At 40.3% G+C, this 25928-nt stretch carries 17 protein-coding genes and 1 pseudogene; 2 read left to right on the forward strand and 16 right to left on the reverse strand.

Going from position 1 to position 25928, the window contains the following annotated elements:
- Position 1 precedes the first annotated feature (1 nt).
- Positions 2-469, forward strand: coding sequence for a hypothetical protein (locus tag E5672_RS16885; protein WP_136783298.1), 468 nt, complete (start codon positions 2-4; stop codon positions 467-469).
- A gap of 278 nt (positions 470-747) precedes the next feature.
- On the opposite strand, the gene E5672_RS16890 is transcribed toward E5672_RS16885, so the two are convergent.
- The 14 genes from E5672_RS16890 to E5672_RS16955 form a co-directional block, all read right to left on the reverse strand.
- On the reverse strand, positions 748-1677 hold the full coding sequence (locus E5672_RS16890) for a hypothetical protein (RefSeq protein ID WP_136783299.1): 930 nt from the start codon (positions 1675-1677) through the stop codon (positions 748-750).
- Between the two features lie 625 nt (positions 1678-2302).
- Entirely contained in the window at positions 2303-3031 is a 729-nt protein-coding gene (locus E5672_RS16895) for a sulfotransferase family 2 domain-containing protein (RefSeq protein ID WP_161569409.1), read from the reverse strand.
- 16 nt (positions 3032-3047) lie between these two features.
- Positions 3048-3806, reverse strand: coding sequence for a DUF1796 family putative cysteine peptidase (locus E5672_RS16900; RefSeq protein WP_136783303.1), 759 nt, complete (start codon positions 3804-3806; stop codon positions 3048-3050).
- Positions 3807-4026: 220 nt separating this feature from the next.
- Positions 4027-5496 (reverse strand): glycosyltransferase family 25 protein, encoded by a 1470-nt coding sequence (locus tag E5672_RS16905; RefSeq protein ID WP_136783304.1) that lies wholly within the window; start codon positions 5494-5496, stop codon positions 4027-4029.
- Positions 5497-5654: 158 nt separating this feature from the next.
- Positions 5655-6770: a GDP-mannose 4,6-dehydratase gene (gmd, locus tag E5672_RS16910; RefSeq protein ID WP_136783306.1), complete on the reverse strand. Its 1116-nt coding sequence runs from the start codon at positions 6768-6770 to the stop codon at positions 5655-5657.
- A gap of 12 nt (positions 6771-6782) precedes the next feature.
- Positions 6783-7475: a sulfotransferase domain-containing protein gene (locus E5672_RS16915; RefSeq protein WP_136783308.1), complete on the reverse strand. Its 693-nt coding sequence runs from the start codon at positions 7473-7475 to the stop codon at positions 6783-6785.
- 48 nt (positions 7476-7523) lie between these two features.
- Positions 7524-8654, reverse strand: a complete 1131-nt coding sequence (locus E5672_RS16920) for a polysaccharide pyruvyl transferase family protein (protein WP_136783309.1) — start codon at positions 8652-8654, stop codon at positions 7524-7526.
- Positions 8655-10952: a glycosyltransferase gene (locus tag E5672_RS16925; protein ID WP_136783311.1), complete on the reverse strand. Its 2298-nt coding sequence runs from the start codon at positions 10950-10952 to the stop codon at positions 8655-8657.
- A 26-nt stretch (positions 10953-10978) separates the two neighbouring features.
- The gene (locus E5672_RS16930; protein WP_161569410.1) at positions 10979-11926 is read right to left on the reverse strand and encodes a sulfotransferase; all 948 of its coding nucleotides are present in this window, start codon (positions 11924-11926) and stop codon (positions 10979-10981) included.
- Entirely contained in the window at positions 11919-13316 is a 1398-nt protein-coding gene (locus E5672_RS16935; protein ID WP_136783313.1) for a hypothetical protein, read from the reverse strand. Before E5672_RS16935 ends, E5672_RS16930 begins: the two co-directional genes overlap by 8 nt.
- A 19-nt stretch (positions 13317-13335) precedes the next feature.
- Positions 13336-15840, reverse strand: a complete 2505-nt coding sequence (locus tag E5672_RS16940) for a coiled-coil domain-containing protein (protein WP_136783315.1) — start codon at positions 15838-15840, stop codon at positions 13336-13338.
- Positions 15841-15889: 49 nt separating this feature from the next.
- A complete protein-coding gene (locus E5672_RS16945) occupies positions 15890-17434 on the reverse strand; it encodes a glycosyltransferase family 32 protein (RefSeq protein WP_136783316.1) in 1545 nt (514 codons plus the stop codon).
- Entirely contained in the window at positions 17424-18293 is an 870-nt protein-coding gene (locus tag E5672_RS16950) for a WcbI family polysaccharide biosynthesis putative acetyltransferase (protein WP_136783318.1), read from the reverse strand. The genes E5672_RS16945 and E5672_RS16950 overlap by 11 nt, the downstream gene beginning before the upstream one ends.
- Before the next feature lie 114 nt (positions 18294-18407).
- Positions 18408-18887 (reverse strand): hypothetical protein, encoded by a 480-nt coding sequence (locus tag E5672_RS16955; protein ID WP_136783320.1) that lies wholly within the window; start codon positions 18885-18887, stop codon positions 18408-18410.
- A gap of 103 nt (positions 18888-18990) precedes the next feature.
- Here E5672_RS16955 and E5672_RS16960 point away from each other — a divergent pair, with 103 nt between their 5' ends.
- Positions 18991-20172 carry a hypothetical protein gene (locus tag E5672_RS16960; protein ID WP_136783321.1) on the forward strand — a complete coding sequence of 394 codons (1182 nt, stop codon included), beginning with the start codon at positions 18991-18993 and terminating at the stop codon, positions 20170-20172.
- Between the two features lie 202 nt (positions 20173-20374).
- On the opposite strand, the pseudogene E5672_RS20155 reads toward E5672_RS16960, so the two are convergent.
- Together E5672_RS20155 and E5672_RS16970 are read right to left on the reverse strand one after the other, a co-directional pair.
- Positions 20375-20537, reverse strand: a pseudogene (locus tag E5672_RS20155) (LbetaH domain-containing protein); the annotation flags it as partial.
- 601 nt (positions 20538-21138) lie between these two features.
- Positions 21139-25740, reverse strand: coding sequence for an FG-GAP repeat domain-containing protein (locus E5672_RS16970; protein WP_136783325.1), 4602 nt, complete (start codon positions 25738-25740; stop codon positions 21139-21141).
- Positions 25741-25928 lie beyond the last annotated feature (188 nt).

Here is a 25928-nt window from a genome sequence, read left to right on the forward strand (position 1 = left end):
TATGAAGCTCACAAAATACTGCCAACATAGCCTTCTAGCCCTCACCCTTTTAACGATTTCGTTTTCAAGTTTTTCGAAAAATATTACTAGGCAGGTAATTGAGCAAACTACTTTCGATGAAAAAATTGCACAAGCTTGTTCTGGGAAGTGCGGGAATAGAGGTCATTCGAGAATTACATCAGTGAGCATAAATGCTATTGATGAACGCTACCATGAAGTTATTGTTAAAGCATATGCTAAATACCACGAATACAAAAGTCCGCCCAGAGTGTTTGGACAACCAATTGGAGGAGGAGTAGCCATAAAGTATACGGTTGATTTAGAAGCAATCGGGGTTCTGGATACTCACACCTGCATGCTCAATGTAAGGAGCGTAAATATCAGCGGTGATAAATATAACCTTGCCAGAGATGCTAAAAACGAAGAAGGAAAAAATCATCACTGGGAGAACTGCCAAAATTTCATCTAGCAAAGGAACATCAAAGTGGGCAATGATATGGAACCTATGATCGCACATAGATAAATATTACAAATTAACTTTCCACTTCTGTGATGTGCATCTACAGGTTTAGACCAATACAACCTCAGAATTCGGTTTTGCTTTTATTTCATTTATGGCAAGTGCGGTCTTTTAACTCATTGGTAGCAATGGGGCGATACCAATAAAAGGTGCTGGGAAATCATATTAACCGAAAACGCTGACCCGGCCTTTGGTAACGTATAGAATTGCTGACTGTGACTTCTCTATTACACAAGAGACTTGAAGCAATCACCTTCAGTTTCTGAAGATTCAATGAAAAGGAATACTAAAGCTTGCCATACAGCTATTTTTTCGTATTCACCGCTAACTGATGTGTTTAAAGCAAATTCAACAACGTCAACAGGAAATTGGTCCGCAACATTCTCTCTGTAGTGGGGCTTAGGGCCACTTAATCGATTACTACATGAATCAAAAATTTCCATCTTAAACGTTTTTCCTTCAAATTTATGATCCGCTTGTATCCTCTTATATTCAAAATTTAGTTGCTCTTCATTCAACCGAACAGTCATATGCTGATTAAATTTGTCTTCAATCGCTTCACCGCTCGTTTCTATATACTGAGACGATATAGAGTCTTCAGGCAACTTAAAAGTCGTTTTCTGAAATATTACCGCTAGCCTGAAGTTTAGATATGTAGTTTCTGTTCTGGGAATATTTACTGTCGTAGATTTGTTGTCACTGAAGCAGACAATGCTTTCATCATTTTCTTTTAAGCGTTGAAAGCTTCTGCCGTCATCGCATTCTTCAAGATCCGATAAAATATTGAAGTGCTCTGTACCTAGCTGAAATGTTTCAAGAAATAGTTTTTGAGCATTCTTTTTTGAAAGCTTAGATACAGCGGCTTTTATAGTACTCTCATTTTCATCATTTAAAGCCGATTCAAGGGCAATTTCTGTTCCTAATCCTTTATGTAGCAACCTTAGGGCCTCTATATTGTCAGATAAGGAATCTGCCAACCACCCAGTGCATATAAGTAGAGGCAGCCCAATTACACCTCCCCAAAACCTTGGATCCTTATATGCGGGAATTTTAAGCCTTTCTTTTTCGAATTCTATCTGCCGTGAAATACTGGCTAATTTTTTCTCTAGACGTAATATTTGCGGTTCTAATTCACGTAGATTTTCTTCTTGTTCCATCCTTCGCTCCATGAATGTGAATAAGCGTACCTCTGTCACCAGCTGTTCAATTATTGTACTACTGATATAATAAAAAATCACTAATCGGGAATAGAAATAATGTGTAAGTCCGGTAACTCCAGTCTCAAAAATTACAAGTTAGTTATTGGCAATTAATAACGAGGGTAAGCACGAGATTAAGAAACACTATTATTAAATTGAGTGACTAACTTAACCCATTGACCAATTTGAAATTAGCTCCACAATCAAGGGCGTGCAGCTAATCACCGAAGACAGTTTAAGATAAAATGCCGAAATAGATCTGCACCTAACTCTTTTCCTAGCTAGTTGTGAACTAATACAGCTTTACCACTAAACTTAGATCTCGATTGACAGATAAGCACGCAGCTACTTTAGCTTATCCTAAGGAAGTAAAGGCGAATTGACTAACTCGCTTCTAGACAGAAATTTAGAACAAAGATTCTCGTGGTATCTACTAGCAGGGGGAAACCGTTCCTCTTAGCTCTGAAAAATATTTGTTAAGCTTGTAGCTAATTACTTTCAATAGACAAAAAACTTTAAATTAAGCGTTTCCCTATGAAAAATTATGAATATTACACTAGATTATTATATCCGATCTACAGATTTAGGGAATTTTGAATTTGTATTTGTTAATACTTTCTGAATGCAAGTCAGCAATAAAATCACGAGCTTTAGGCGCCTGCCCAAACATATATTTTACTGTGGCATATTCCGGCCTTATTTTGGCCTTAGCAGTTATTCCTCTAAATGTATCCGCGAGACCTTTTAGTGGCCCGAAACGGCTTTCAAGAAGACAAACATCCTCTCGCAGTCGCTCATAATTAAGCATAATATCAATTACATTTTTCCCAGCTATATTGTAAATATCATCATTGAGCGATAACTTATCTTGGTTAGCTAAACACCACTGCTCAAAATTGACATCTTGCGGTTGCTTTCCCTGCATACTCAATAGAAAAAAATAAATGCTGACTGTGTATTCAAAAGGGTTTCTTATGATGGAAATTTTAGTATAGCTATTCCAAATTACATTGCCTAATCGGCACTTAGCATTTTCAGCTGAAATATGATTATAGAATTTAAACGAGTCTCTTTCGTCATGAAATTTTTTAGAGTCTTTAGGGTTATCAATAACTAAAGATTCACCATCAGTATACTTATAGTTTTGTGGCCCTCGAAATCCCAATTCCTTTCTTATATTTTCATCGTTTTCCGTAATTGGTGTAATTATGGAATTCTCTGTAGCAAACTTAGACAACGCTATTTCAAATGAGGTACTCGCGACTTTTCTAGCCTTAAGCACTATTATTTTTGGTTCGTGCAAAACTATCAATTTATTTCGCCTTAGGTTAATTTAAATTTCCATTTAGACCGGAAAGCATGATTTTGAAACTGTGATCGTCATATTCTTCGATAAATTTTTTTCCGCTACTTTCCCCGCCGGCACAAAAGCGTAAGTGTACTAGATCTTTTTGTATATCAAGGACCGATGCTTCCAAGGCTCTCTGTGTATAATGCTCGACAACAATAAATTTTGAGTTGTTATGCAATGATTTTAAATGGCGAATTAACTCCCAAACTGATGCAACTCCAGTGAGTGAGGGACGCTTTACAATTTGCGTAAAGCCCTGAGCCCACCTTTGACGTTTCTCAGGCTCTGTAATGGGCGTAATAACAAAACAAAGTTGCTTATCTGAATTCAAACTTTCTATGAATCTATCAGAAGCTCTTCGATAGTAGTCGAAGTCGGCTGGAATATTAAGGGGGTCCTTATGTGTAAAGAAATACTCATGGTAGCGCTTGTGCGTCACAGCGTTTACATTGGGATGTTGGCTCCATTGAGCCTTATCCATAAATGCATTAAATGAGTCATTACATGCATCAATAATTATCTCTGGGCTAGCGAATACCCAGTCAAATGGAAATGCTGCCTTTCTTAGTCCGATCTCTCTTAAATAGTGAGCAGTACTGCAATTAAAACCTAGCGAAATAAACTCTGCGTCTTGGTCAAACATGGTTAAACTGCTAATTTTGTCTCTAGCTCTTACTGCCTGACTTGTAAGGCGCTCTATTTCATTTATGCTTTGAGATAAACCAATATTTTTCAAAGTATTTCTCTTTATAGTTTTGCTAACTATTAATACAGTTATGTGTCGTAGCCTTGAAGTACCTACTGCTCAGACTAATACTCTCAATGTAGAGGTTCTTTTTTTAACTGCTACTCAACGATACGATAGTGAATTCAAACTATATCTACTACGAGTAATTTTAAGCAGTTCAAAACGGTAAAATTAATCCTACACTTTAGAGTTGAATATCACTTAACAACTATACAAAATCGCGGTAGCCAAAATAAACGCATTGCAAATTAAGCTCATTTTTTAGTTTTTCTGGCAGCGATGAAAATTTTTCAAAATCAACAGTTGGCTTTTCCACTGTCTTGCCCTGATATCTTTTATTAGAGTTGATAGCTTTGTGAGGGTATTCAATGTTCGCTGGCAGTTTCACCTCGCAGTTTGTTTCTATATAACCAACTAACTTGTCTGCTTCATCTTCAACACGAAATACAACATTCGGTTTCTGCTCCAAAACTAGCTTATTCCAGTAAATATAGCTCGCAACAGCCCTTGAAAACTCACTTTCGAAACTATCTAAATCAACCCCACAACGCAGCTTTATATGCTTTTTCCGGAATTCATATGACACGGGAGCATGTTTATTTTCTCTCATAATACTTGCGACAGCAGTGCGAGGGTCTCTCACATGCATAGCGACATGCCTAAAATATTTAAAGCGTCTTGAGCGCGCACCATCATTCAGCGCCCATGGGCAATCATCTTCTGTAGCAAACATCCACGAGCAAATACCATCATCTTCTAGTTTCTCGTGGCCAATTTTTAGTCCAATAGCTTGGCAAAGTGACGCACTGTAACCTGAACCACACCTAGGGTGGCCGATTATAAGAAGCGGGTATACATCAGTATGCTTTTTATGTTGAATTAACGCATTGGTAGCCTGCTCTATCTCTTCAGGCTTTCCACCATTTGCCTCAAGATAGGATAGTCTTATTGGCTTTGGATGAATTGTTGACTCTACTTCACCCGTGCTCCAGCTCATCTCGTAAAATAAAGGAGGGTAAAAGGTTTTAGCATTTGAAGTATTTGCGCATATTCTGTGAATGAATATGTCGACTGTGGTGTCTACCTTCTCGAAACGCGCCAATATCTCTTCTGCCATGGCTTTATTCAGTGCAAAAGCGGGGTTTGACATTTTCCCAAGAAAATCCGACAAGTTCGGTTCTTTATCACTTTTATGATCATCACATAACGCCCAGCCAAACTGTACTAAAGCGGGTTCACTCTGTTGAAGTTTTGACTCGCTAACCCAGTCATTTGAAATCGCCTGTTGGCATAACACATTTGCACGTTCGGTAAGCTTAATGTCATCTTCAATAAATAAGGCATATTCTTCGCTGCTAGCTAAAAAGGCTTTCAACACCCGAATATAACTTGCAAATGTAGCTACCTGAACGGGAATCAATGTGTTATTACAACTACTATCACCACATTCTAAATTTCCGCATCTGAAGCAAGTTGGGAACGTGTGTACTTTGGATTCTTTGTATAGCGTTTTTACGTCATCACTTTCTGGCGTGGCAGCATCGATGAATTCTAGATTACTTAGTTCATATTGCTCGATGAAGCGTTCCATATAACCACGTCGCTCTGCGCTAGAGGGCAATGATAAACAATAGACTCTGGGAAACGCCCCAAGAAACAAAGAAACGTTATCTTGCATTACTTATTATTCCTTAACAGCAAGCGACTTTGGCTTATATATCCAGCTAGAAGCTTATAACCATATTCAAAAATTGATAAAAACATAAATTGTTGGGTAATGAAATAGATAAAGGCGACATAAGTCGCCTTTATCTAAAGCTTAGCGGCAAGAAATGTCTATTCTTTAGCTACAGCAACCGAATAACCATGCTTCTTCAATAGTGCATGTTGTTTTGCTTTACCAAGGTCGTGTGCAACCATTTCTGCGCACATTTCCTCAACGGTAATTTCAGGTACCCATCCTAGCTTTTCTTTTGCCTTTGTAGGGTCGCCTAGTAGTGTTTCTACTTCTGCAGGGCGGAAGTAACGTGGGTCTACTTCTACAATAACGTCACCCACTTTCACACCCGGTGCAATTTCGCTATCGACCTCTGTTACAGTTGCCACTTCTTTTACGCCTTCGCCAGTGAATTCAACAGTAATACCTGCATTCGCTGCTGACATACGTACAAATTCACGAACCGAAATCTGTTTACCTGTAGCAATAACAAAATCTTCAGGTTTATCTTGTTGTAACATCATCCATTGCATACGTACGTAATCTTTAGCATGGCCCCAGTCGCGAAGTGCATCCATGTTGCCTAAGTAAAGCTTAGACTCTAAACCTTGAGCAATATTAGCAATACCACGAGTAATTTTGCGGGTAACAAACGTTTCACCGCGGCGTGGAGATTCATGGTTAAACAAGATACCGTTACAAGCATAAATACCGTAAGACTCGCGGTAGTTAACCGCAATCCAGTACGCGTACATTTTTGCTACTGCGTAAGGAGAGCGCGGGTGAAACGGTGTAGTTTCTTTCTGCGGAATTTCTTGAACTTCACCGTAAAGCTCTGAAGTAGACGCTTGGTAGAACTTAGTTTTCTTTTCAAGGCCTAAAAAGCGAATAGCTTCTAGCAAGCGTAGAGTACCCATAGCATCTACATCTGCTGTGTACTCAGGTGCTTCAAAAGATACCGCAACGTGTGACTGGGCACCAAGGTTATACACTTCGTCTGGCTGCACTTCTTGCATAATACGGATTAGGTTTGAAGAATCCGTCAAATCACCATAGTGCAAAATGAAGTTGGCGTTTTCTACATGTGGATCTTCATAAATATGATCAACACGTTCTGTATTAAACAATGAAGCACGACGCTTAATACCGTGAACTTCATATCCTTTTTCTAATAAAAACTCGGCTAAGTAAGAGCCGTCCTGGCCGGTTACACCGGTAATTAGTGCTTTTTTCATTGATATCACATTCTAAATTGGTAGATTTTTATAAAACTCTTTAACAAGCTCATCAGGGATATTTTGGCGACCTTCCCCAGAAAGGCCTTTGTTATAATTACTCGGCGTCAAAGCAACACAACGCTCAACTAATGACTCATTGAACTCAACCCCAACAAACTCCATAATTTTACAAGTCAATAGTTCAGGATGGTTTTTAATTTCATCAAAATCTATATTAATTACATTTGGTAAGCCAAAGTAAGTTTTCGCTTTAAGGTAATCTCCCCTAACTATTTGCAAGGCATGCTCAATTGTAGAAACATGCGAAAATTCCTTTTTTCCAAGTCTTCTTGCCTTTTCTCCTTTCTTGTAAATTGAATACGCAGCATCAATTAGGTCCCTTGAAGTACAAAAAGCTTTAAGCTTGCCTTCTATTAACAAATCTAAACAGTTAATTGGAAAATCAGAATGAGTCTTAAGAACTAAATAGTCATCACCTTTAAGCTGCTCACCGATTGACTGTAAATTGAAAGGCTTATAATTGGCTCGCTTTTTATTACCATCAAGCCGGGCCCCTTCGAGCTTTCGCCACGCAACTTTTCCTGCTCCGCTGACTTGCAATAGCGTTTCTTGGTCGCTACCTTCCGATTCAGCTAGAAGCTTAAGCACATTAAAAACCCATGAAGACGCACTTCCCTGCATCCCGTACTGGAGTAGTATCATTCCTATTCCTCACGATTAGATATCATAACTCAACCCTTAAGAAAAACATCAAAGTTTATGAGAAACGCCATGAGCTTCAAGTACATTACTCAAATTTTCACGTAGTACTTGTCTAGTGTTATCGTAGCTTTCAAATTCGAAATTAACTTTTTCTCTAAGCTCCGCTAGCGAGTTGATTTTTAGAAATTCTAGGTGACTTAGATGAGGGAGATTCATAGTTTCAGCAAGTTCTCTCGTTCTAGAATCATGATACACCCATATTGCGGGCGTTCCGCTTTGCCACGCCGCCATATTGCCATGTAGCCTTAAACCTATAGAAAAATCAACGCGAGCGGAATCCTCCATCCATTGGTCGACGCTGTAGTAAAGTCTCATCTTGGTTGCTACAAAACCCCTAAACTCTTCGTCGGACATGTGAGGTGCCAAAGCCTCTCTTAGGCTTTTTTCATGGTGCTCTGGAACTGCAGCTGTTTGATACAAATTGCGCTGTCTAGCGTACTTTATAAATGGTTCTACTGATTGCTGCAGGTATAGACCATTACCCTTGGCCACCCATTCAATCATCTTTCTTTCTGCATCACGCTTAGTGAGGTCTTTCGGCCATGGCTCATCACCTGTAGCCACGAAAGAAAAAGCATCTTGAGACCATTTCATTTTGAGTTTATTGATGAAATCGGGATCTTTGTTTATAAAATTAGTCGGGCATCCAGTTATTACCCCCGTGTCTACGCCTCTTTCGCGGAGAACTTTGTCAGTAAACGCGCCTCGAAGCGCAACCTTTTTACTCTTGCGCTTTATCAAGTCTAAAAGTCGATCTATGCTTTCATGAAAATTGAATTCAGTTTGCTCATAATTTTTTGCTTGGGCACCGAGCCCCAAAAACACCACAGGCAATTCAGTCTTATCTAAGAAATCGACAAATCCAGAAAAATCAAAGTTCTCTCTTACAAAGTTTGCTGAAGGTATAACCAGCACTCTACACTGGTCCTGCACTGTTTTAACGTCCCAAGGCAAATCCTCTCCAACTACAACATAATCTTCGTCCAATAAGTTGCATACCGCATATTGAAACAACAGATTACCCGTGTTAGCTCCAACTTTTCTTAATAACTCTTCTGTATCAAGGAAAGAACACCCGTCTATTCGCCCGTGCGTTCCTACTACACCGATTTTTTTCATTTAAAAATCCTTTCCACTCATTTCTATTTCTGAATATGTATTTGACAACCGCATTGCCGCTTCACTAAAAGAGCTCCAAGTACTACCTAGCAACTTTTTACATTTGCTTAGTAACAGCACGTCTGCAAGTGCGTAAATTATTTGCTCTTTTGAGCGATCAAATACGTTTCTCTTTAAATAAACCAATCGGTCACCATAATATTTTTCGAAAATATCGTAGGTTTCCTGTAGGTCGGTCGCTACAAACAGCTTCAATCCGCTGTCTTCTTCAATTAATTTGTCTATGCGCTTAATAAAAGCTGAATAGTGGCTTTTTTCGCGCCAAAAATGCAACTGATCGTGGCCTTCTTGCGTCCAGTTTTCAACAGAATCGTAAGTATTATGATCTAAACCTGCTCCCGCTTCCATCCGGATATGCGCCGCAACGTAGCCGTCTACATTGTACGGCTTTATAAGCTCCATGACTTGCTTAGAAGGTGCTAGCGCTTTTATAAATTTATTCTCAGCTTCCCAGTCTGAAAAGGGAGAATTAAATGTGTACGCTGCTCTTAAATACAAATGCCTTTCTTCGTTTACTTCTATTAACTTATCTTTTTGTGCACCGGCTTCTATTTCCATGTAATTAAATAAGTCCATGTACTTTGCAGCTTCACTTACAAAAGACTTATTTATCACTGTGCCTTTGTAATCAAACAAATCAGCGAATTCACATTCACAGTGATGATCTGCCTCCCAAACGATAACAAGTTCTCTACCAGTTCTTTCAGCAATCGCTGCAGCCGAGCCAATTGCACGAAGCCTATTCCCAAGGCCGTGTTGTGCATCTACATATACTTTAGCTTTAAAGAGCTCATCTACTGTAGCGATAACATCAGCTGAAGGTACAGCCGTGCTTCTTTCTACAATGATATCTTTCAAGCTATTGGCATCGCGCTGAAACAACACCGCTTTAAGCAACTGAGGGGGAAGTGCAATAACTTCAACAAAGCCGTTAATATCGCCAATTCGCTTATGAATAAGTGTATCTGACTCGATTAGAACATAAACCGGTATTTTTTGTGAGCGAGCAGTATCAATGCCACTTTTCAAAAAGTTACGCAATGGGGCAGAACCATCAAAACACATCAACTCATGCTTTTTATCCAACTCACCCAAAAATACCTGAGTAACCTCAAAATTTATATTTTCGCTATATTCAAAAAGCAGAAATTGTGCAAGGTCTGTATGCGAGATACTTTTCTGAATAGTATCGGGGCGCCTGTGCCACAAATAATGAATGGCAGCAAACATGTTCGCCTGTTCAACGATATATTCAGGTAATTGAATTGAGCTTGTAATTCTTTCTAATTGCCATAAATTCGCATTGACTTGCTCAATTCGGTAATTTTGCAGTCTACTCAAATTCCAGTAATCAGTAGTTCTTCCAATGTACTTATTTCTGTGATTATTAAATTCGGTAGCGGGGACCATACCAAGAAAATCAGAGTTAGAAACATCTTGGTGGGCAGTTCTTGTGCTTTCCTCCTGCTCCAAGTGTAAGACAGACCTGAAATTTAAATATTTCGTTCCCAAACCACATTGGGAAGCTAAGCGTTCGTAAATATCAGAGTCGTCCCAGCCGTACGTAGTTATAAGCTCATTGTAATAGCCTATTTCTTTTAAATGCTTTTTGTAAGCACCAAAGGAACCATTTACATATATTTGCGAATCGCGGCCCTCATCTAACGCTGATTTCCAATAGCCTCTAACAAACTGAGTCTGGTTGAAATTATTTAGTTCTAAGAAATCTTCACTCACTTCAATATCAGCATCAAACTTAAGTACTTTTGAGTATTTTGCAAACCGAAGACCCACATTAAAGCCATAGGTTAATACCCATTTCTTCTCGCCATTAACGCGCAATACCTTAATCCGATCATCAGCTATATCTTTGATAGTTTCCGCCACCGGCGTATTAGATGACCAATCTACAATAATTATTTCGTCTACTGGCAATTTAACCCATGTACGCAAAGCCTTGGCAAGATTATCGTTCCTGTTCATACAACATGAGACAATACTTGTACCTGGGTATATCGTTTGGTTATCTAACTCCGATAATTTGGCAGCAGAGAACTCTACATTCGCCTCTTTACTAGTATTATAACCATTAGGCAGTTTGCGCCAAAGCGCATCAAGAAGATTTTGACTGGAATCAGATAACTGAGTTTTAGCGATATCAGCTAACGTTTTTTCGGCTAGTTTATAGTTTTCTGCTTCTATCTCAGCTTTAGCAAGCAAAAACTTTTTGTGCAACATGGTGTTCCCTTATAAACATATAAGCATTAAATGGTTATGTGATATTTTTCTTTAAATTTTTGGTAAAACGAAGATTTTTCACTTTCTTCAATTATGGTTTGAGGCGCTATTCTTTCGCGCGCGCTAATAGCATCTGACTTTCTTCCACTGTCACCCGTTACGTTGAACAGTGAGAAAATGCTTTCGAAAGCTTCATCAAAGGGCAACTCAAGTTTCTGGCAAATTGCAGAAACTTGAGCTTGAGGTTCTGAGGAAAATAGTTCATAGCTAAAGATCTGATCTGCTGAAAATTGCTCTAGAAGGATCAGTAATCGACGGCAATATTCGTCGAAGCTTTTAGGCTCAAAATGTACCCAACCGTTCTTAACTAGTGATGAGTAAGAATCTATTGGGTCACGCACTGTTAAAATTGACTGAATGTTGAAATGCTCTTCTAGTAAAGTAACTACTGTACTGCGCTGTGGAATTTCATCAGACGTATGAAAGTCGGCATGTGTATGATCGCGAAGCACCAAGGTACCACCTAAACTTTCGACGTGTTCATAAGCGGCGATAATAGACTGCTTAAAGATTTTGTCTGCCAACTCATTCGCAAAAGGAATGTTTGCATACTTAGCCAAAGACGAAATATCGGTAGGCGAGTACCTCGGCTTGTTTACATCAAGTGCTAGGCTTGTGTGCGGGTGAACCTCACTTAATAAATATACATTTGGCAAGGCTGATAAGCACTTAGAAATTAAAGTTCCACCACTACAAGCTAAATGGTGAATAATACGGAGTTTTGGCTTTGCATTTTCATTTAATTCATTAGCGCACCGGCCTAACAGTCCCTCGGCCTCTTTAATTTCTAGTTCTGTAGAACCTTGTACAGAACTGCTAGGTGCAGCAGACACATCGAACTTTTCCTCTAAAAGGCTGAGCGCGTTATTTAGCTCGGCCAAAACCTTTAAGCTATGTTGCTTTCTATTAGTCAATGTTGTCGCTTCCCAATAGAATTTCCGGATGTTTATTTTCTAATTGATGGTAAAAATTAGCCGCTTGCTGCAACTTGCTATGCAACTCCCCTATAAGTTGCCTTAACTCTTTTTCAGACTGTGTTTTCTGCGCATACTTAGTTCGTAAATCATCAGAGTCGAGCTGCATTTTCAAAATTAGTTTAGCGTTTACTTCTACTGATGTTGTAAGCTTGCTTTCTCGCTGTTTTATCTTCTCAATTTCAGCAGCCAGCATTTCTTTTTCAGACTGGCTTTCCGACAACCGATTAGTAAGTTTTTCATTGCTTTTTACAAGCTCTTCTTTTTCTCTATTTAAACTTTCTGCCCACTTTTTATGCTCATTATGCCAATGGTGCTCTTGATTTCTTTCTTCCAAAAGCTTTTGATTTGTATGCTGCATTTCTTCTTGCAACTGTTTCAGGCTATCCTCAGCTTGCTTTTGCACTATTTGCAGCTGCTCTTTAGCCTGCTGCAATTCGCCGCCTAACTGCTTTTGCTTCTCTTCACTCTGCTGTTTCACAGTTTGCAGTTGCTCTTTAGCCTGTCGCAATTCATCGCCTAACTGCTTTTGTTTTTCTTCACTTTGTTGTTTAGCCGCTTGCAACTGTTGCTTGGTCTGCTGTAGCTCTTCATCAACTTTTTTAGCATCGGTCTGAGAGGCATTTAACTGATTCTCTAGCGCTATTTTAATTTCTCTATGCTGTTGCCTTTGGCTAAAGTAGTCCAGTGCTTGCTTAGCATTTACTTTTTTAGTCGCCACGAAATTGGAGTACGGTGGCATAGATTCAGCTAATGCAAGGTAATCTCGTCCGCTTTCTGCAAGCTCTTTTTTAAAATTTTCTACTGGCTTACTTTCACCAAAAATTGGTTTAAATGAACTTTGAATTACAACATGGGTGAAGGCATTTAATATTTGACTGTTCAAACATTGCTGCTCTGCACCGTTAAGCTGCGAGATCATCAAGCAAGGGCGGCTTTCTGAAATATCAAACTGCTGTAGCAAAGGCTGCAGCTCAATAACTGCGGCATCTTGTTCAGTATATTCCAGTGCAGGTCGAATACTTTTAATCACATTAGGGGGGAGTACAGAAGAATAGCCTGGCACATTTGAAACAAAATAGCGCATGCTTTTCTGCTTAGCTTCAAACTCTGGTACGCCGTGCTTTATTAGCATGCTCTCGGGCTTGCCTTTAGCACTATATAGAGCTGTGGCTTTTTCAAAAATTGCTGGTTCTGGCTCTACCAAAACAACTTGTGTTGCTGTTAAAGAAAACAACCAATTAAGCATAGCTTCAGTACGTGCACCAAGAACTAACACGCACTTGGGTTGCATCGACAGCCCTTTCACTATTTGTAATAAATCACTCATAGCCCCTCCTTACGTTCTTTTAGAACTTTGCAACCATACCTGATATCAGCTTCTGCCAGTTTTCAAGCGGCTGGTTCACTTTAAGCTTTTTACGGTCGAGCGTATGAAGCCTGTCAGCTAGCTTGGTTAGCAGCTCCTTTATGAACAACTTGTCTTCTTCTTTTAAGCTGTCGATTGCGTTTTGCTGCTGCTCGTTTAGCTGTACGGGTAAATCAAGTACTAGTTTTAGCCCCCACTTGTCTTCTGTTGCGGGCGGCCAGCTAGCCAGTGGTGCTTGGTTGTTAGCAAGTTCTCTAAACTCTAGGCTTCCGTATTCGGTGAATACTTTATCTTTTATTTGCTTTGCGCCAACTTTAATATCGAAAGCGGGGTAGCTAATGTCGGCTGCTTGTAAGTTTTCAATACAAATAAGTAAATGCTCGTTTGTAGCGCCTACCATGTTTTGTTTAAGGCTTAGCTTTTTAAAGTTAAGCGGTTTTGGTGCTGGGCTGGGCGTAAGCTTTTTTAGTGCAGTTGAAAGTTTTAATAGCTTTTCTGGCCATGGGGCAATATCTAGATTTGCGGTGGCATCTGTACGTTGCACGTCGCTTTGCTGAAGTTTAGTTTGTAGTTCCTCAACTATTCCTATAAGCAATAGGTGATCTTCTGCTGATAGCTCTGCCAACGCTTTTTTGCCCGCATCAGTAAATGGACTAAGTAGCGAAAAGTCGCACACTTTATTGCTGCCCGTTTTAACGAATTTTGATAAAGGATAAACACGTTTGTTGTCTGGTGCATGAAACTCAACGTCTAGTACACCTTTTCTGTCGTTAACAATTACAGAAAATGCATTCCAGTGTTTGTCGGCGTGCTCTACTTGAGTGAAACGAGCAGTTATGCGTTGCAAATCTTTTTGATTTGCACTACCGGTTAAGGTTACCCCTTCACTTAGTACCAGATGTGGGAAGCGCTCCTCTATTTTGCTCTTAAATTCACTAAGGGCTTTATTATCGGGTGACTCGCCCTTTAGTTTTTGGTATTCAGTAAAATAAAACTCTAGCTCTTCTTGAAGCTGCTTTATTTGTAAGTGTAATAGTTCCTGTTCACTCATAGCGTTTTCTAACTCTTTCCTTAATGCTGGCCCATTATCTTCTGAATTTGACAACTTAGCCTCTAGCTTATTTATTAGGCCTGCGCTTGTATTTTTATGTTCTTCGAATTGTACATAAATACTTTCTAGCTCTTCTTGCAATTGGCTTATTTGCAATACTAAGAGCGCGTTCTCATCTTCTGCAGCCAACAATTTTTCTTTTAACGTATTAACAACCTCAGGGTCTGGCTGTTTTTCTTTCGTTGCAGCTTTTAATTGCGTATTCGTTTTCTCTACGTTTTCTAACTGCTGTTGCACCTGCGTTAGTTTTGAAAAGGTTACTTCTAATTCTTCTTGAAGCTGTTGAATTTGAAGTTGTAACAGCGCGTTTTCATCTGCGTTAGCTTTGCTTTCTTGAACTAGGTTTTGCTTTTCAGCATTAGCCTCGGCCAACTGGCGATTGATGTCGGCATACTTAACTTCTAAGTCGGCAATTGTAACTTTGCTATTTTCGGCATCAGTAAAAACAACCTCTAGCTCTTCTTGCAACTGCTGAATTTGAAGCACTAGCAGTTCATTCTCGCTTTTTTGTTTATTGCTTTCAGCTACAAGTGCTTTGTTTTCCCCACTAGCCTGCGCTAATTCAGAATTAATATCGCGGTTTTGCTGTGTTAGTTCGGCAATAGCAGCTTGGTTCTTTTTAGCTTCGGTTAACTTTGTTTCTAACTCGCCTTGAAGAACTTGAATTTTTTGCTTATTTAACTTCACTTCCTCGTGCTGTTCTTTAAGCGCTTTTTCAATGCCTTCTTTTTCGTTTTTAGCGGCATTTAATAAAGACTCATTCTTTGCATTTTCATTCTTTGCACTTATAAGGCTTTGATACTGCTGCAAACTAAAGTGCACAACTTTAGCCCACGACTCAGTATTATCATCTACGCTAAAACCTTCGAACTGCTGCAGTATTTCATTTGTTTTAATATTATCTTTAAGCGCACAACGCACTGTTTGAGCTAGTGCTTGCTGCTCGTTTGACAACACAGAATTACTTAACAATTTGATACAAAATTGCTCGCCAAATAAGTACTGATGCTGCTGTAAAGCTTTGAAGTAATTGTTCCAGTTTTCTAAGGCCGTAGATAATTCAGCTTCTTTTACAGGTTTACTCGCAAACAGCGCAACCACATAAGCTTCTGGCGAAACAAGCAATGCTGTAATCGATTGTGCCTTGCTTATATCTTCACCTGCCTGCTTTATCGCTATATTTAGGTTTGGCGCGGCTGCATTAACAACGCTTTTTATAAAACCAGCAGCATTGCTTTGCGATTCCTGTTCTTCCGACCAATCTAGGCTTAGAGCGAGTGCCCCTTGCTGACTTTGGTGTTCTTTTTCTTCACCCTGAATACCTGCATAAGTGAACAAGTTTTCATTAGGTGCAATAACTAACGTTTGACCCACTTAAAATTCCTTAATTATGCTGCTCAAAGATGAACTTACTGTTTTGCTACTAGCCATTTTCATTAACAAAGCTCTTTATTGCAAAGTACCAGCGTTCTAGCGAATATTGAGGGGTTTTACCCTTACAATCAGTTTTGTGTATTTTTTCTGCGATTGCTTGAGTTAACTCTACTGTACGTAACTTTAATGCTGGGTTGTCAACATTAACTGATAATACGTTATTTACTTTACTGTCTGCTGACAAAAGCACATTAAAAAATGTAGGTTCTGCAGCCCCGTCAATGTTAGCCTCGCCACTGAGGGCTAACTTGTTATTGGGTGCGTTGTTGGCGTCAGTTTTAGTTATTAAAGCTAGTTTCTTAACCGCTATTTTTACATCGGCACTACTAGTGTCGCTAGTGCCTACTTCTTTTGTTTTTACTTCTGATAACCTGGCAATAAGCGATTCAATTGTTTGGCACCACATTTCTAAGCCACCAATAGTGGTTTCTATTACGTTATTTTCGAACACAGCCTGTTGTTTCGATAACGCTATGTGCAGCTGCATTAGTATAGTTATCAAATCGGATTGATCGGTGGTTGAAAGCTTGTAGAACGCACTATTTTCAGTATTTTCGGGCATTACTAGCATGTAGTCGGTAACGCCGTTATTACCACTTGTGACAAACTGACGCAGAGGGAAGTAGCGATGAGGCAATGGCGCATAGAATTCTACTTCCGCTCTATCTCCACGCTTATTAACAATGATAGGAAACGGTTTGCTCTCGCCTGATGTAAGTACAATTCCGCTTACGTTCATAACTAAGCGGCTTACGTTTTCTTTAACAAATCCCCCGCTTATAGTCACTTGGCAATTTGAAGTGTCAACACTGTCTCTAGCGGTAAATGGTTTAACTTCGGAGCTTGGAAGCGATGTATCAGTTTTCTGAACTGGAGCAGGTTTTTGCAAAACATTGGTTTCTTCGCTTACTGCTTCATCTGAAAACACGCTTCGCTTTTCTTGCTCTTTAGACCAGTGCTTTTTTTTGTGTTCTAGCTCATTAACAATGTCAAAGAAGGGTTTGGTAGCCGCCTGTTCCACAATGTTTAAGCTATTTTCAAACTCGCCACTTTCTACCATTTGATTAAACGACAATGGCCCTGTTAAACGCCAGACATCATTACTATTGCGCTCTTTCAAGTTTTTTAAAATACGATTCCAAATCCACTCTAGTGCGGGATGACCAGCCCGACACCCTATTGCACCGTTCATAATACCGCCATGCCACTTTCTAACTAAAAGTAGTAAATCACTAGACAACAAAGGCTGTATAGGCGCCTTACATTTAATACCGCAATCAACATAAAACCCACCCATTTCTAAACAATAGGCTACACGAAATATGTCAGACTGCATGGCAGGAAGTGCCGCTAACTTGAATAGGCTTTCTACTTCACTATTGTAATGCTGGCCTATAAACGCACAGGCTTCTTCATACCCAAACAGCTTGTGTTCCATTGAAGGGTTGTGGTTCTTCCATGTTTCTACTAATTCTGCAATATCGTTTGGTAATTCTGGCGTATTCCAGTACTGAACAATAGTATTAGGTGTCATACTTCGATCTTAAAAATGCTGCATTTTGTTCGTAGATAGCGTAGAACTGAGATACTAACTCTTCGTTGGTGAACGTTGCAGTTCCACCTAGCTCTACATTGGGCCCGTCTATTGATAGCACGTTCGTACCTTTGGATTCCTTTCTACTAACTTCAACACATTGAATGCCAGGGGGAACAAGGGGAATAAGCTGGTTTAACGGCTCTAACTGTGAGTTTATAGCGGTATCACTTCCTCTTTCACCTACTATCCGCTCGCAGATTCGTTTTGCGTACTCGATTAACAATACCGAAGCAGGGTGATTGAAAGTGAAGAAAGTTCTCGATTGCTTGCGGGTCGACTCTATGAAATCTGAAATTTTTATATCTACTGCTGCATCTCTTGCTTTCAGTTCGTCAAGCGACTTTTGATCTTCTTTACCATACTCTTGTTTGTTGTAAAAAGGGTCTGATAGCCAGCCCACAACTTGCTGCTGACTTATACCAAGCAGCCAGCCGTCAAGAATAGTTTTATTGTGATATTCTCCAAGAGGCCCTCTTAGGGTGGTTACTTCAGGGTGGCGAATGTAAATTAAGTCGGGGGTAAAACCGCTAAAGTAAAGATTTACTATGGTATGAGTTTTATCGCCGTATAAACGCTTTATTTCACTGGTTCGAATAAACTTGCATGGGTAAGCGTCTGAAATCATTTGCGTAACAATAACATTGGCATCGTTTAGCGCGTCGCGATATTCCGCCTCATCGCTATCTTTCAATAAATGAACGATTGGCGTAGCCGTTACGCTTATGGTTGGTACAAGCTTTTCGATATAGTTAGCAAGGGGCCTAGCCTGGCAATTGCCAATAACAACTAATTTCATGCCACTGTCACCTTACTACCGCCTTACTACACACATACGACTTTATACGTTGAAAAAATTTGATTGATAACACTATATAAACCGTTCTAACTTTGTAACCTTGTACCATACCAATTAGTTAAGCGGTAAATCATCCATTTTCGTATTTTTTTCTAACGGCTTTCCAATATCTTTTGATGAAATATCATCTTGTGCGTCGATATTTCCAGGCATGGTCATCTGTGGGTCTGGCGCAACCGCAGGAAACTCTTCGTCTAATTGTAAAGTTTCAGATTCAGGAGACATATAAGACAAGTCACCTTCCGGTGCTTCAGAAAATTGCATCTCTCGTTCTATTTCGGCGATGAGTTCAGGATCGGTATTTAGGCCTAATTTAGCGGCATCAGAATTATCTCTTTCAAGATACATATCATCGGTATTTGATTGTTGCGGTAGAGGTATGCTTTCGCTCTGGGTATTTTCACTAAAGGAAACTGGGGAAGTATTACTGTTTTCTAGCGACTGGTCCGCACTGTCATTCGGAAATAAATCGAAAAACAAGACGAAAAAAACTACAATCACAACAAAACCTGTTATAACGCTTATTGTTTTCATCGCTAATTCCTTTTTGGCCAAGCTAAAATCAATCAATTGATGCTATGTATTCTACCACTAAATAACAGGTATAACACCTTGAGTTTACTTAAGCAGAGGCGATATGAAAAAAACATTCATTCTTCTTTATAAAACATTTATTTACCGCCGCTTGCTTGCCTACAGCGCCCTCTTAATGTGCGCATTTACTGTTCAATCACAAGAAAACAATGTACTTCCTTCCGTAAGCCACCCCGCGAAAGGAGTTAACTTTTTCTATTTGAACGGCAGAGATCAAGAAGACTTCGTGCAAGTGGCTGAGAAACTCTTTTTCGGGGACAACGCTTGTAAAGGCATAAGAGCTGATATTTCAGAACGTTTTGAGAATTCTTTGAAGGAAATTAAAAGCGCAGGATTTGACTGGGTTCGATTACTCGTAAGCAAAGATTTTTACAGCATTTACGCCCCCCGGTGTGGTTTTAGTATGGACGAAATTTATCCTGTATTAGCCGACAAACACCTATCTGTGCTTTCAAAGCTCATTGAAAAAGTGACAGCGCATGGTCTTAAAATTGAACTCGTACTCTCAGGAACGAAGTGGTTCGCAGACCCTAGAAATGATGTAAGGTTTTTCGAATCAATTTTGTTTGGTATACCACTTGAACATGTGGATATGATTATATTAGGCGGAGATGTTCAACCGTCTAACGCCCAGTACCAAGCTGACTGGCTTCTTCAGGTTTTACCCCATTTCTTAAATCACAAACACAGTAATTTAGCTTCTCAGAACTATTTATTTGATACAGTAACTTATCGCAACAAAGACCAAGCATTGGCCTATGTTAAATGGGTTAAAAAACACTTCCCACAACTTAGTTATTTACCAGTTAATCTATACAACCGTACTCTTCCGCCTTCCAGCAGTTGGCGTGATTACTCGACTGCGCTCAAGGAGTTTATAGCTATATATAAGCAAGCAAACCTTCCTTTATGGATAGATGAGTATGGTTTTAGGTTAAGCAACGAATCGGAAAGTGTTCAGTATACGGAAGCTGACAGAGTTGCTTATTTGAAAGGCTTTTATCATGCATTGTCGTGCGAGAACTCTATAACTGCTGCATATTTTATATGGACAGCTGGCAATGATCGTCACGTTTCATTCCCTGACAAAGATACTGATAGGACGCCTTTCGGTCTGTTTAGCGGCTATGAAAATAACAAACCAATCACCACACTGGCATGGGATGAAGTAGCGTTATTCAACACTACCTCATCGTACTGCGAGCAATTGATTAAGATTAGATAGAAAGTATTTTATTTAAAGAATGGGGCTAATACAGATTCGTCTACTACTTTAGGTTCGTACGGTTTTGCATTACCTCTTTCTACTGCATTTTCGACCATTTCGACAAATTCTTCGATGGGAATATCGGCAGATGCAGACAGAATACTCTGAACTTCATAGTTCCACCACTTCAGCTGAACAAGTCTATCAATTGCATTTTGAGGGAAACGAAAACGAATTATCTTGGCGGGAACGCCCCCTACGATAGCGTAAGGAGGGACATCTTTCGTTACTAAAGCTTTTGACGCCAATATTGCACCGTCGCCAATGGTAACTCCGCGGGCAATTGTTACATCTTCTCCAATCCAAACGTCGTTGCCAATGGTCGCACTAAGGGCATTTTTAGGCTCTTGATTATTTACTTGGAAGTTTTCTATTTCGGGATGATCTTTAAAAAACTGTGCATTGGTAATAGCATGGCGGTCGTAAGTAATATTGGCCGTTGTAAACCGACTGATGGGATGATCTACTCCCATCACAGATACTCTAGCTCCTATAGAGCAATACCTACCTATTATAGTGTTTATCGGGAACACACTTCGCGTAAACGAAAACGAGCCCATAGAAAATAAAAAACTACCATTGATGTAGTTACTATAAGGTTCAATACGGCCGTTAGAAGGAAATACGAGCTGGTCAGTTGGTCGAAATCGTCCTTGTACTTTGCAGTTGCCAAATGGTGTGAAGTAAACGCGATGCTCATTCAAATAGGCCAGTAATTCGTCGCTTACTGTAATTCTATGGATCACTTCTATTTCCTTTTTTGCTTTTTTCTTGTGGGATTTAAAGCTGAGTGTCTAACTGAATACTAATTAAAAATATGCATATAAGATAGGATTTAAGTACACAAAAATGCAAAAGCCACTTCTTTATAAAGAAGTGGCTTTTGTGTTTACCTGTAAAGTTTTGGAGTAAATTTTCTACATATTACTTAGCCACCTGCCAAGTATTATCCGTTGGCCTTAATACTCCGCGACTTTTTACTGTAGTACCATCCATCAAATGAACGATATTTCGAGTAGTTACTTCATTTCTCCACATTAAGTCTGCTTTTCCGTCACCGTCATAATCACCTATATTTCCGATTTGCCAGTTAAGATCTGCAACTTCATTGATAAGCGTGCTGGTGTCTATCTGGCCGTCTTTCATTAAGTAAACCCAGTTTCTTCCATCTGCTTGGTTTCTTAGGATAATATCCGCAGTTCCGTCACCATCTATATCCCCGGTTCCAACAATTTGCCAATTCGTGTTAGCCGTAATTAAGCTGTACTGGCTTGAGATTTCGCCGTCTTCCATTAGCCAGATGTAAACTAAGCCCGTGGTAGATCTGCGCCATATAATGTCTTCGTCACCATCGCCATCTATATCGCCCGTTGCGACGACTTGGAAGTTAAGATCTGTAACCCAAAGCGAAGGTTTACTTTCACCAATACGACCCTTCTCCATTAAATAGAACCACGTATCTCCTCGTTCAACGTTGCGCCACATAACATCGCCCACACCGTCGGCGTCAAAGTCACCGTTGCCTACCAACTGCCAGGTTTCAGCGGTAACGTAGTTAAGCACGTAGCGGTCTTTGATGTTGGCGCCATCCATTAGATAAATGAAGTTTTTACCTGTGTCGCTGTTGCGCCAGAAAATATCTGACTTTCCATCGCCATTGTAGTCGCCAAGGCCATCCATCGTCCATGTATATTCCTGAACAACATTAATTGGCGTTGCTTCTGATATTTGCGTACCGTCCATTGCCCACAAGAAGTTCCAACCTTTATTGAAACTGCGCCATAGTAAGTCTGCATTGCCATCACCATCTACATCGAATTTAGTTGGCTTGTAACGTGATGGATCAAATGGGAACGCATCATCTTCATCATTTACCCCATCATTATCGTCATCTGGGTCGAGTAAGTCAGAGATAAAGTCCCCGTCGTTGTCCGGTGGTGTACTGCTACTATCTGATGGGTCCGTGTTATTTCTAAACTCATCCCAATTTGTGTAACCGTCACCGTCAGCATCACCATCGCTATCGGCTAACAACCAGTTCATCGCGCCTAAATATCTAAGCTCCCACCAATCAGGAATGTTGTCGCCGTCGCTATCGTGGTTAGGAGAGGTCACAACGGTAGTGCCTGTTGGAATTACTGTCGAGATGGCCTGCATTAAGACAGGTGATGATGTAGAACTTGCCACATAGTTACCTATAAGTAGCTTACCTGGAGGAAGACTGTAACCCATGGAAAGTACGTAGCTTAAAGGTGATGTAGCACCACTATTTAAGCTTCCTAGTTCCCATCTGCCCCATTCACTACCGTCACAGACACCTGAACACCCACCATCAGTAGTACTGTTTGGATAAGTACTATATTGCGGAGCATTAGAGGTAACTCTAACTTCTGCAATTTGCGTAGGGCTAGTGACTTCTAGATCAAGGTTTACCGTGGCGGTCGATTCATCGGTAACCGGTGTTGTGTACACGTTTTCAACGTCTAGAACGAAAGGTACTAGGTTGTGTATAGCAGTAATAAGATTGCTTCTGCTTACACTATTGGCATCGTCCTCGCTAACTATTTCCGCCTCTACCTTCATTGTTTGGCCATTAGTTAACGCTGAGTTCGCTTTTAAACTAAACGTCACAGCACCTGAATGACTGGCTTCTATCGTTCCTAAGGGCCAGTAGATTACATTGCCTATCTTTTCATTTACCCCAGTAGCGCTTTGATAACTGTATCCTTCAGGAATGGTTACCTTCAACAGGGCGTTGGGATATGCGGTTGTGCTTGAATTACCAAAACTGACTCGAAAGCTTTGAATTTCATTCGCTTTTATTACACTTCGTTGCGAGGAAAGCACCATTTCTAACGGCAGTACAGCTGAGGTTAGCAAAGACTGTCTAGCTGCTACTTGTAAGTCACCAGAAGCTTCGGTTGCATATGCAATTATGTCTAATGGCTCGCCCGGTTCTGCATTAGTTGTGTAAAAAGGAATAGATATGGTTCTAGACTCGCCTGCTTTTAAGGTGTCTAAAATCCAGCGCCCCCTTTCGTGAGAGTCACACGCCCCACTGCAGCCCGCTGAAATTCCAGGAGAAGGGCGTGAATGGTGTAAACGCGTGCCAGTTTGAATGTGTAGTTGTACGTCTGAGATATCTAGAGTGCCCTCGTTTGCAACTACAAACTTTTGGTAACTATAAAAATCTTGCTGGTGTAATGTGGTCGCTCGTGAAGCTGTAACAGTTAACTTCACGTTTTCTTTTATCACAATACTATCAGTAGAGCGTTGAACGCGCTCAGCACTTTCATAAACAGCAGCTTCTAGTGTAATTGGCGTACCTTCAGTAAGCTCTGTATCCACGTCGAAGTACGCATAGTGCATACCTCCATCACCAGGGTTTACTGTTCCCAAGTTCCACTGTAGTTGACCATTTTCGATAAACGCACCGTCGCTACCTGAAACAAAAGTAAGGTTTTCCGGAATAGGTAACTTCAACATAACATCGGTGTACGCATCGCTACCTAATTGGCCGTAAGTCATCTCGTAACGAACTCGCTCACCCGCAGCGACTTGCTGTTTATCTGCAACTAGCGATAACTGCATGTCATTATCACCCTTAGCAACAAAGGTTGGTTGCAGCGTTAAGTTGTATGATTGCGTAGCATCATTCACATGTAGCTGAATTTCTAAAGGCTCACCCTTTGTGACTTGGTTGTAGTAAATAGGAACAGTAACAAAGCGTGATTCACCTGCGCCAATTACAGGGAACGTCCATCTCGCCCATTCACCAGAATCGCAAGCCCCTGAACAACCGCCTGTAATACCTGGCATAGGTAATGAGAAAGCAGTTCTAGAAGGCACCATCATAGATAGATTGAGCGCACTTACATCTAGCGCTCCTTTATTAGTTACTAGCACTTTTACAAAGGTCAACTCACTTTCTTGGCTCATGTCATTTTGTATAGTAGCAATAACGTCTAGGTTTAACGTTCCATTGATTACAACAGAATCTGTGGAACGCTGAATCCAGTTATCCGTCTGAAGTATTGCCTCTGTTTTAACGATGTGAGCGTTGGTCAAAGCTGAAGAAGGCTTAATTTCTACGAATCGTGTTCCACCGACAGCAGGGTTGATAGTGCCTAAATTCCACTCTACGTTTGAGCCAACTACCGCTCCACCGTCGCTACTTGAAATGTAATCAAACCCTTCGGGAATAGAAAAAAGCAGCTTCATAGGCGTGTAAGCGCTAGTGGCTTGGTTTCCATAAGTAATTTGATACTTAATAGATTCGTTGTTAGCAACAATACCTTTATTCGGGGAGATAATTAAATCGACTGTTGATTCATTTGCACGAATCACCGTTGGCCGTGTTCCTAACGAATAGTCGCCACTGCCTGTAAACACTTGGACTAAGCTTTCAATCGGCTCTCCTGAATCTGCATTAGAATTATATACCGGTACCGTTATCACTTTCGATTCACCAGCATCAATGGTTCCTAAGTCCCACCGGCCCCACTCACCAAAGTTACATGCACCACTACACCCGCCATTTATAGAAGGCCTAGCCACACTATGTGCAGTTCCCTGAGCAACCATGGAATAAAGGCTTACCTCGGGCACAGCCACACCGCTGTTATTGCTAACAGTATAGCGCATCACACTATAAGATCCCTCTTGCCAATAATCGTTATTAGCACTTACCGTTAAGCTTAATTGCGGCAAGTTACTTGTCACAACCGCATCTTCCGAAGTGACGATAACATTAGAGCCATTGAAAAACTGTGCACTTACTTCATCCACTTTGCCATTTGAAGACGAACCGGACTTTTTCAAAGTAAATAGATACTTATTACCAACATCTGGGTTCAATGCAGGCAAGGTCCATACGATTTTATTATTGGAAACCGTGCCGTTATGAGAGGCTGACACAAAACTCATTCCAGCAGGAATATTCACTTCCATTGAAGGTGAGGCGATGCCCGTGTTACCCACATTTCCATAGGAGATCTCAAAATCCACATTCTCGTTGGCAGACACAACTTGTGAATTGGCAGCAACGTGCAGTGCGACAGATGGAGAGTTATTGGTTGTTGAAGGTTTCAGCACTTCAAGCGTATTGGACTGCCCTGAATACGTTACACTGGCTTTCAACGTGCGTTCATCGCCAGTTGATAGGGTAGAAGAATAAACAGGGAGCGTAATTACTTTAAAAGCGCCTGGCGCAAGGTCACCGAACTCCCATCTTGCAGTTTCACTGTCGCCACAAGCGCCGCTACACCCTCCAGATTGATAGGGTAACGCGTCAGCAAAAAATGTGTTTTCGCCAACATTTACGTAAAGAGTAACGTCACTTTTTGTAGAGCTTGAATCATTTGAAATAATTATCTTGTGGTAGACGTAACCACCTGTTGAAGCTTTGTCAGTTGTTTTTGTAACGCTTAATGTCATGGCATTTGCCATTGACGATATCATGATCAAGAAAGCGCTATAAAACAATATAGCTATGTTTATTTTAGGTTTGTAGTTACCGCAGTCCATGTGTCACCCGCCTTAATATTGCATTGAATTTGATTATTAATCGGAATTTAAGGGAAACTTAGAATTGAGCCGAGCTAGCCCTTTCACCTAGAAGATTTCCCTCTCTGTAAAATGAGCGGGTAACTACCAAAAACACACCTGCTCACTTTTCAAACAATACAGTTTTTGATACTTTAAGGAATACGTAG

Origin of the sequence: Alteromonas portus, from assembly GCF_005117025.1 — a bacterium.
Lineage (GTDB): Bacteria > Pseudomonadota > Gammaproteobacteria > Enterobacterales > Alteromonadaceae > Alteromonas > Alteromonas portus.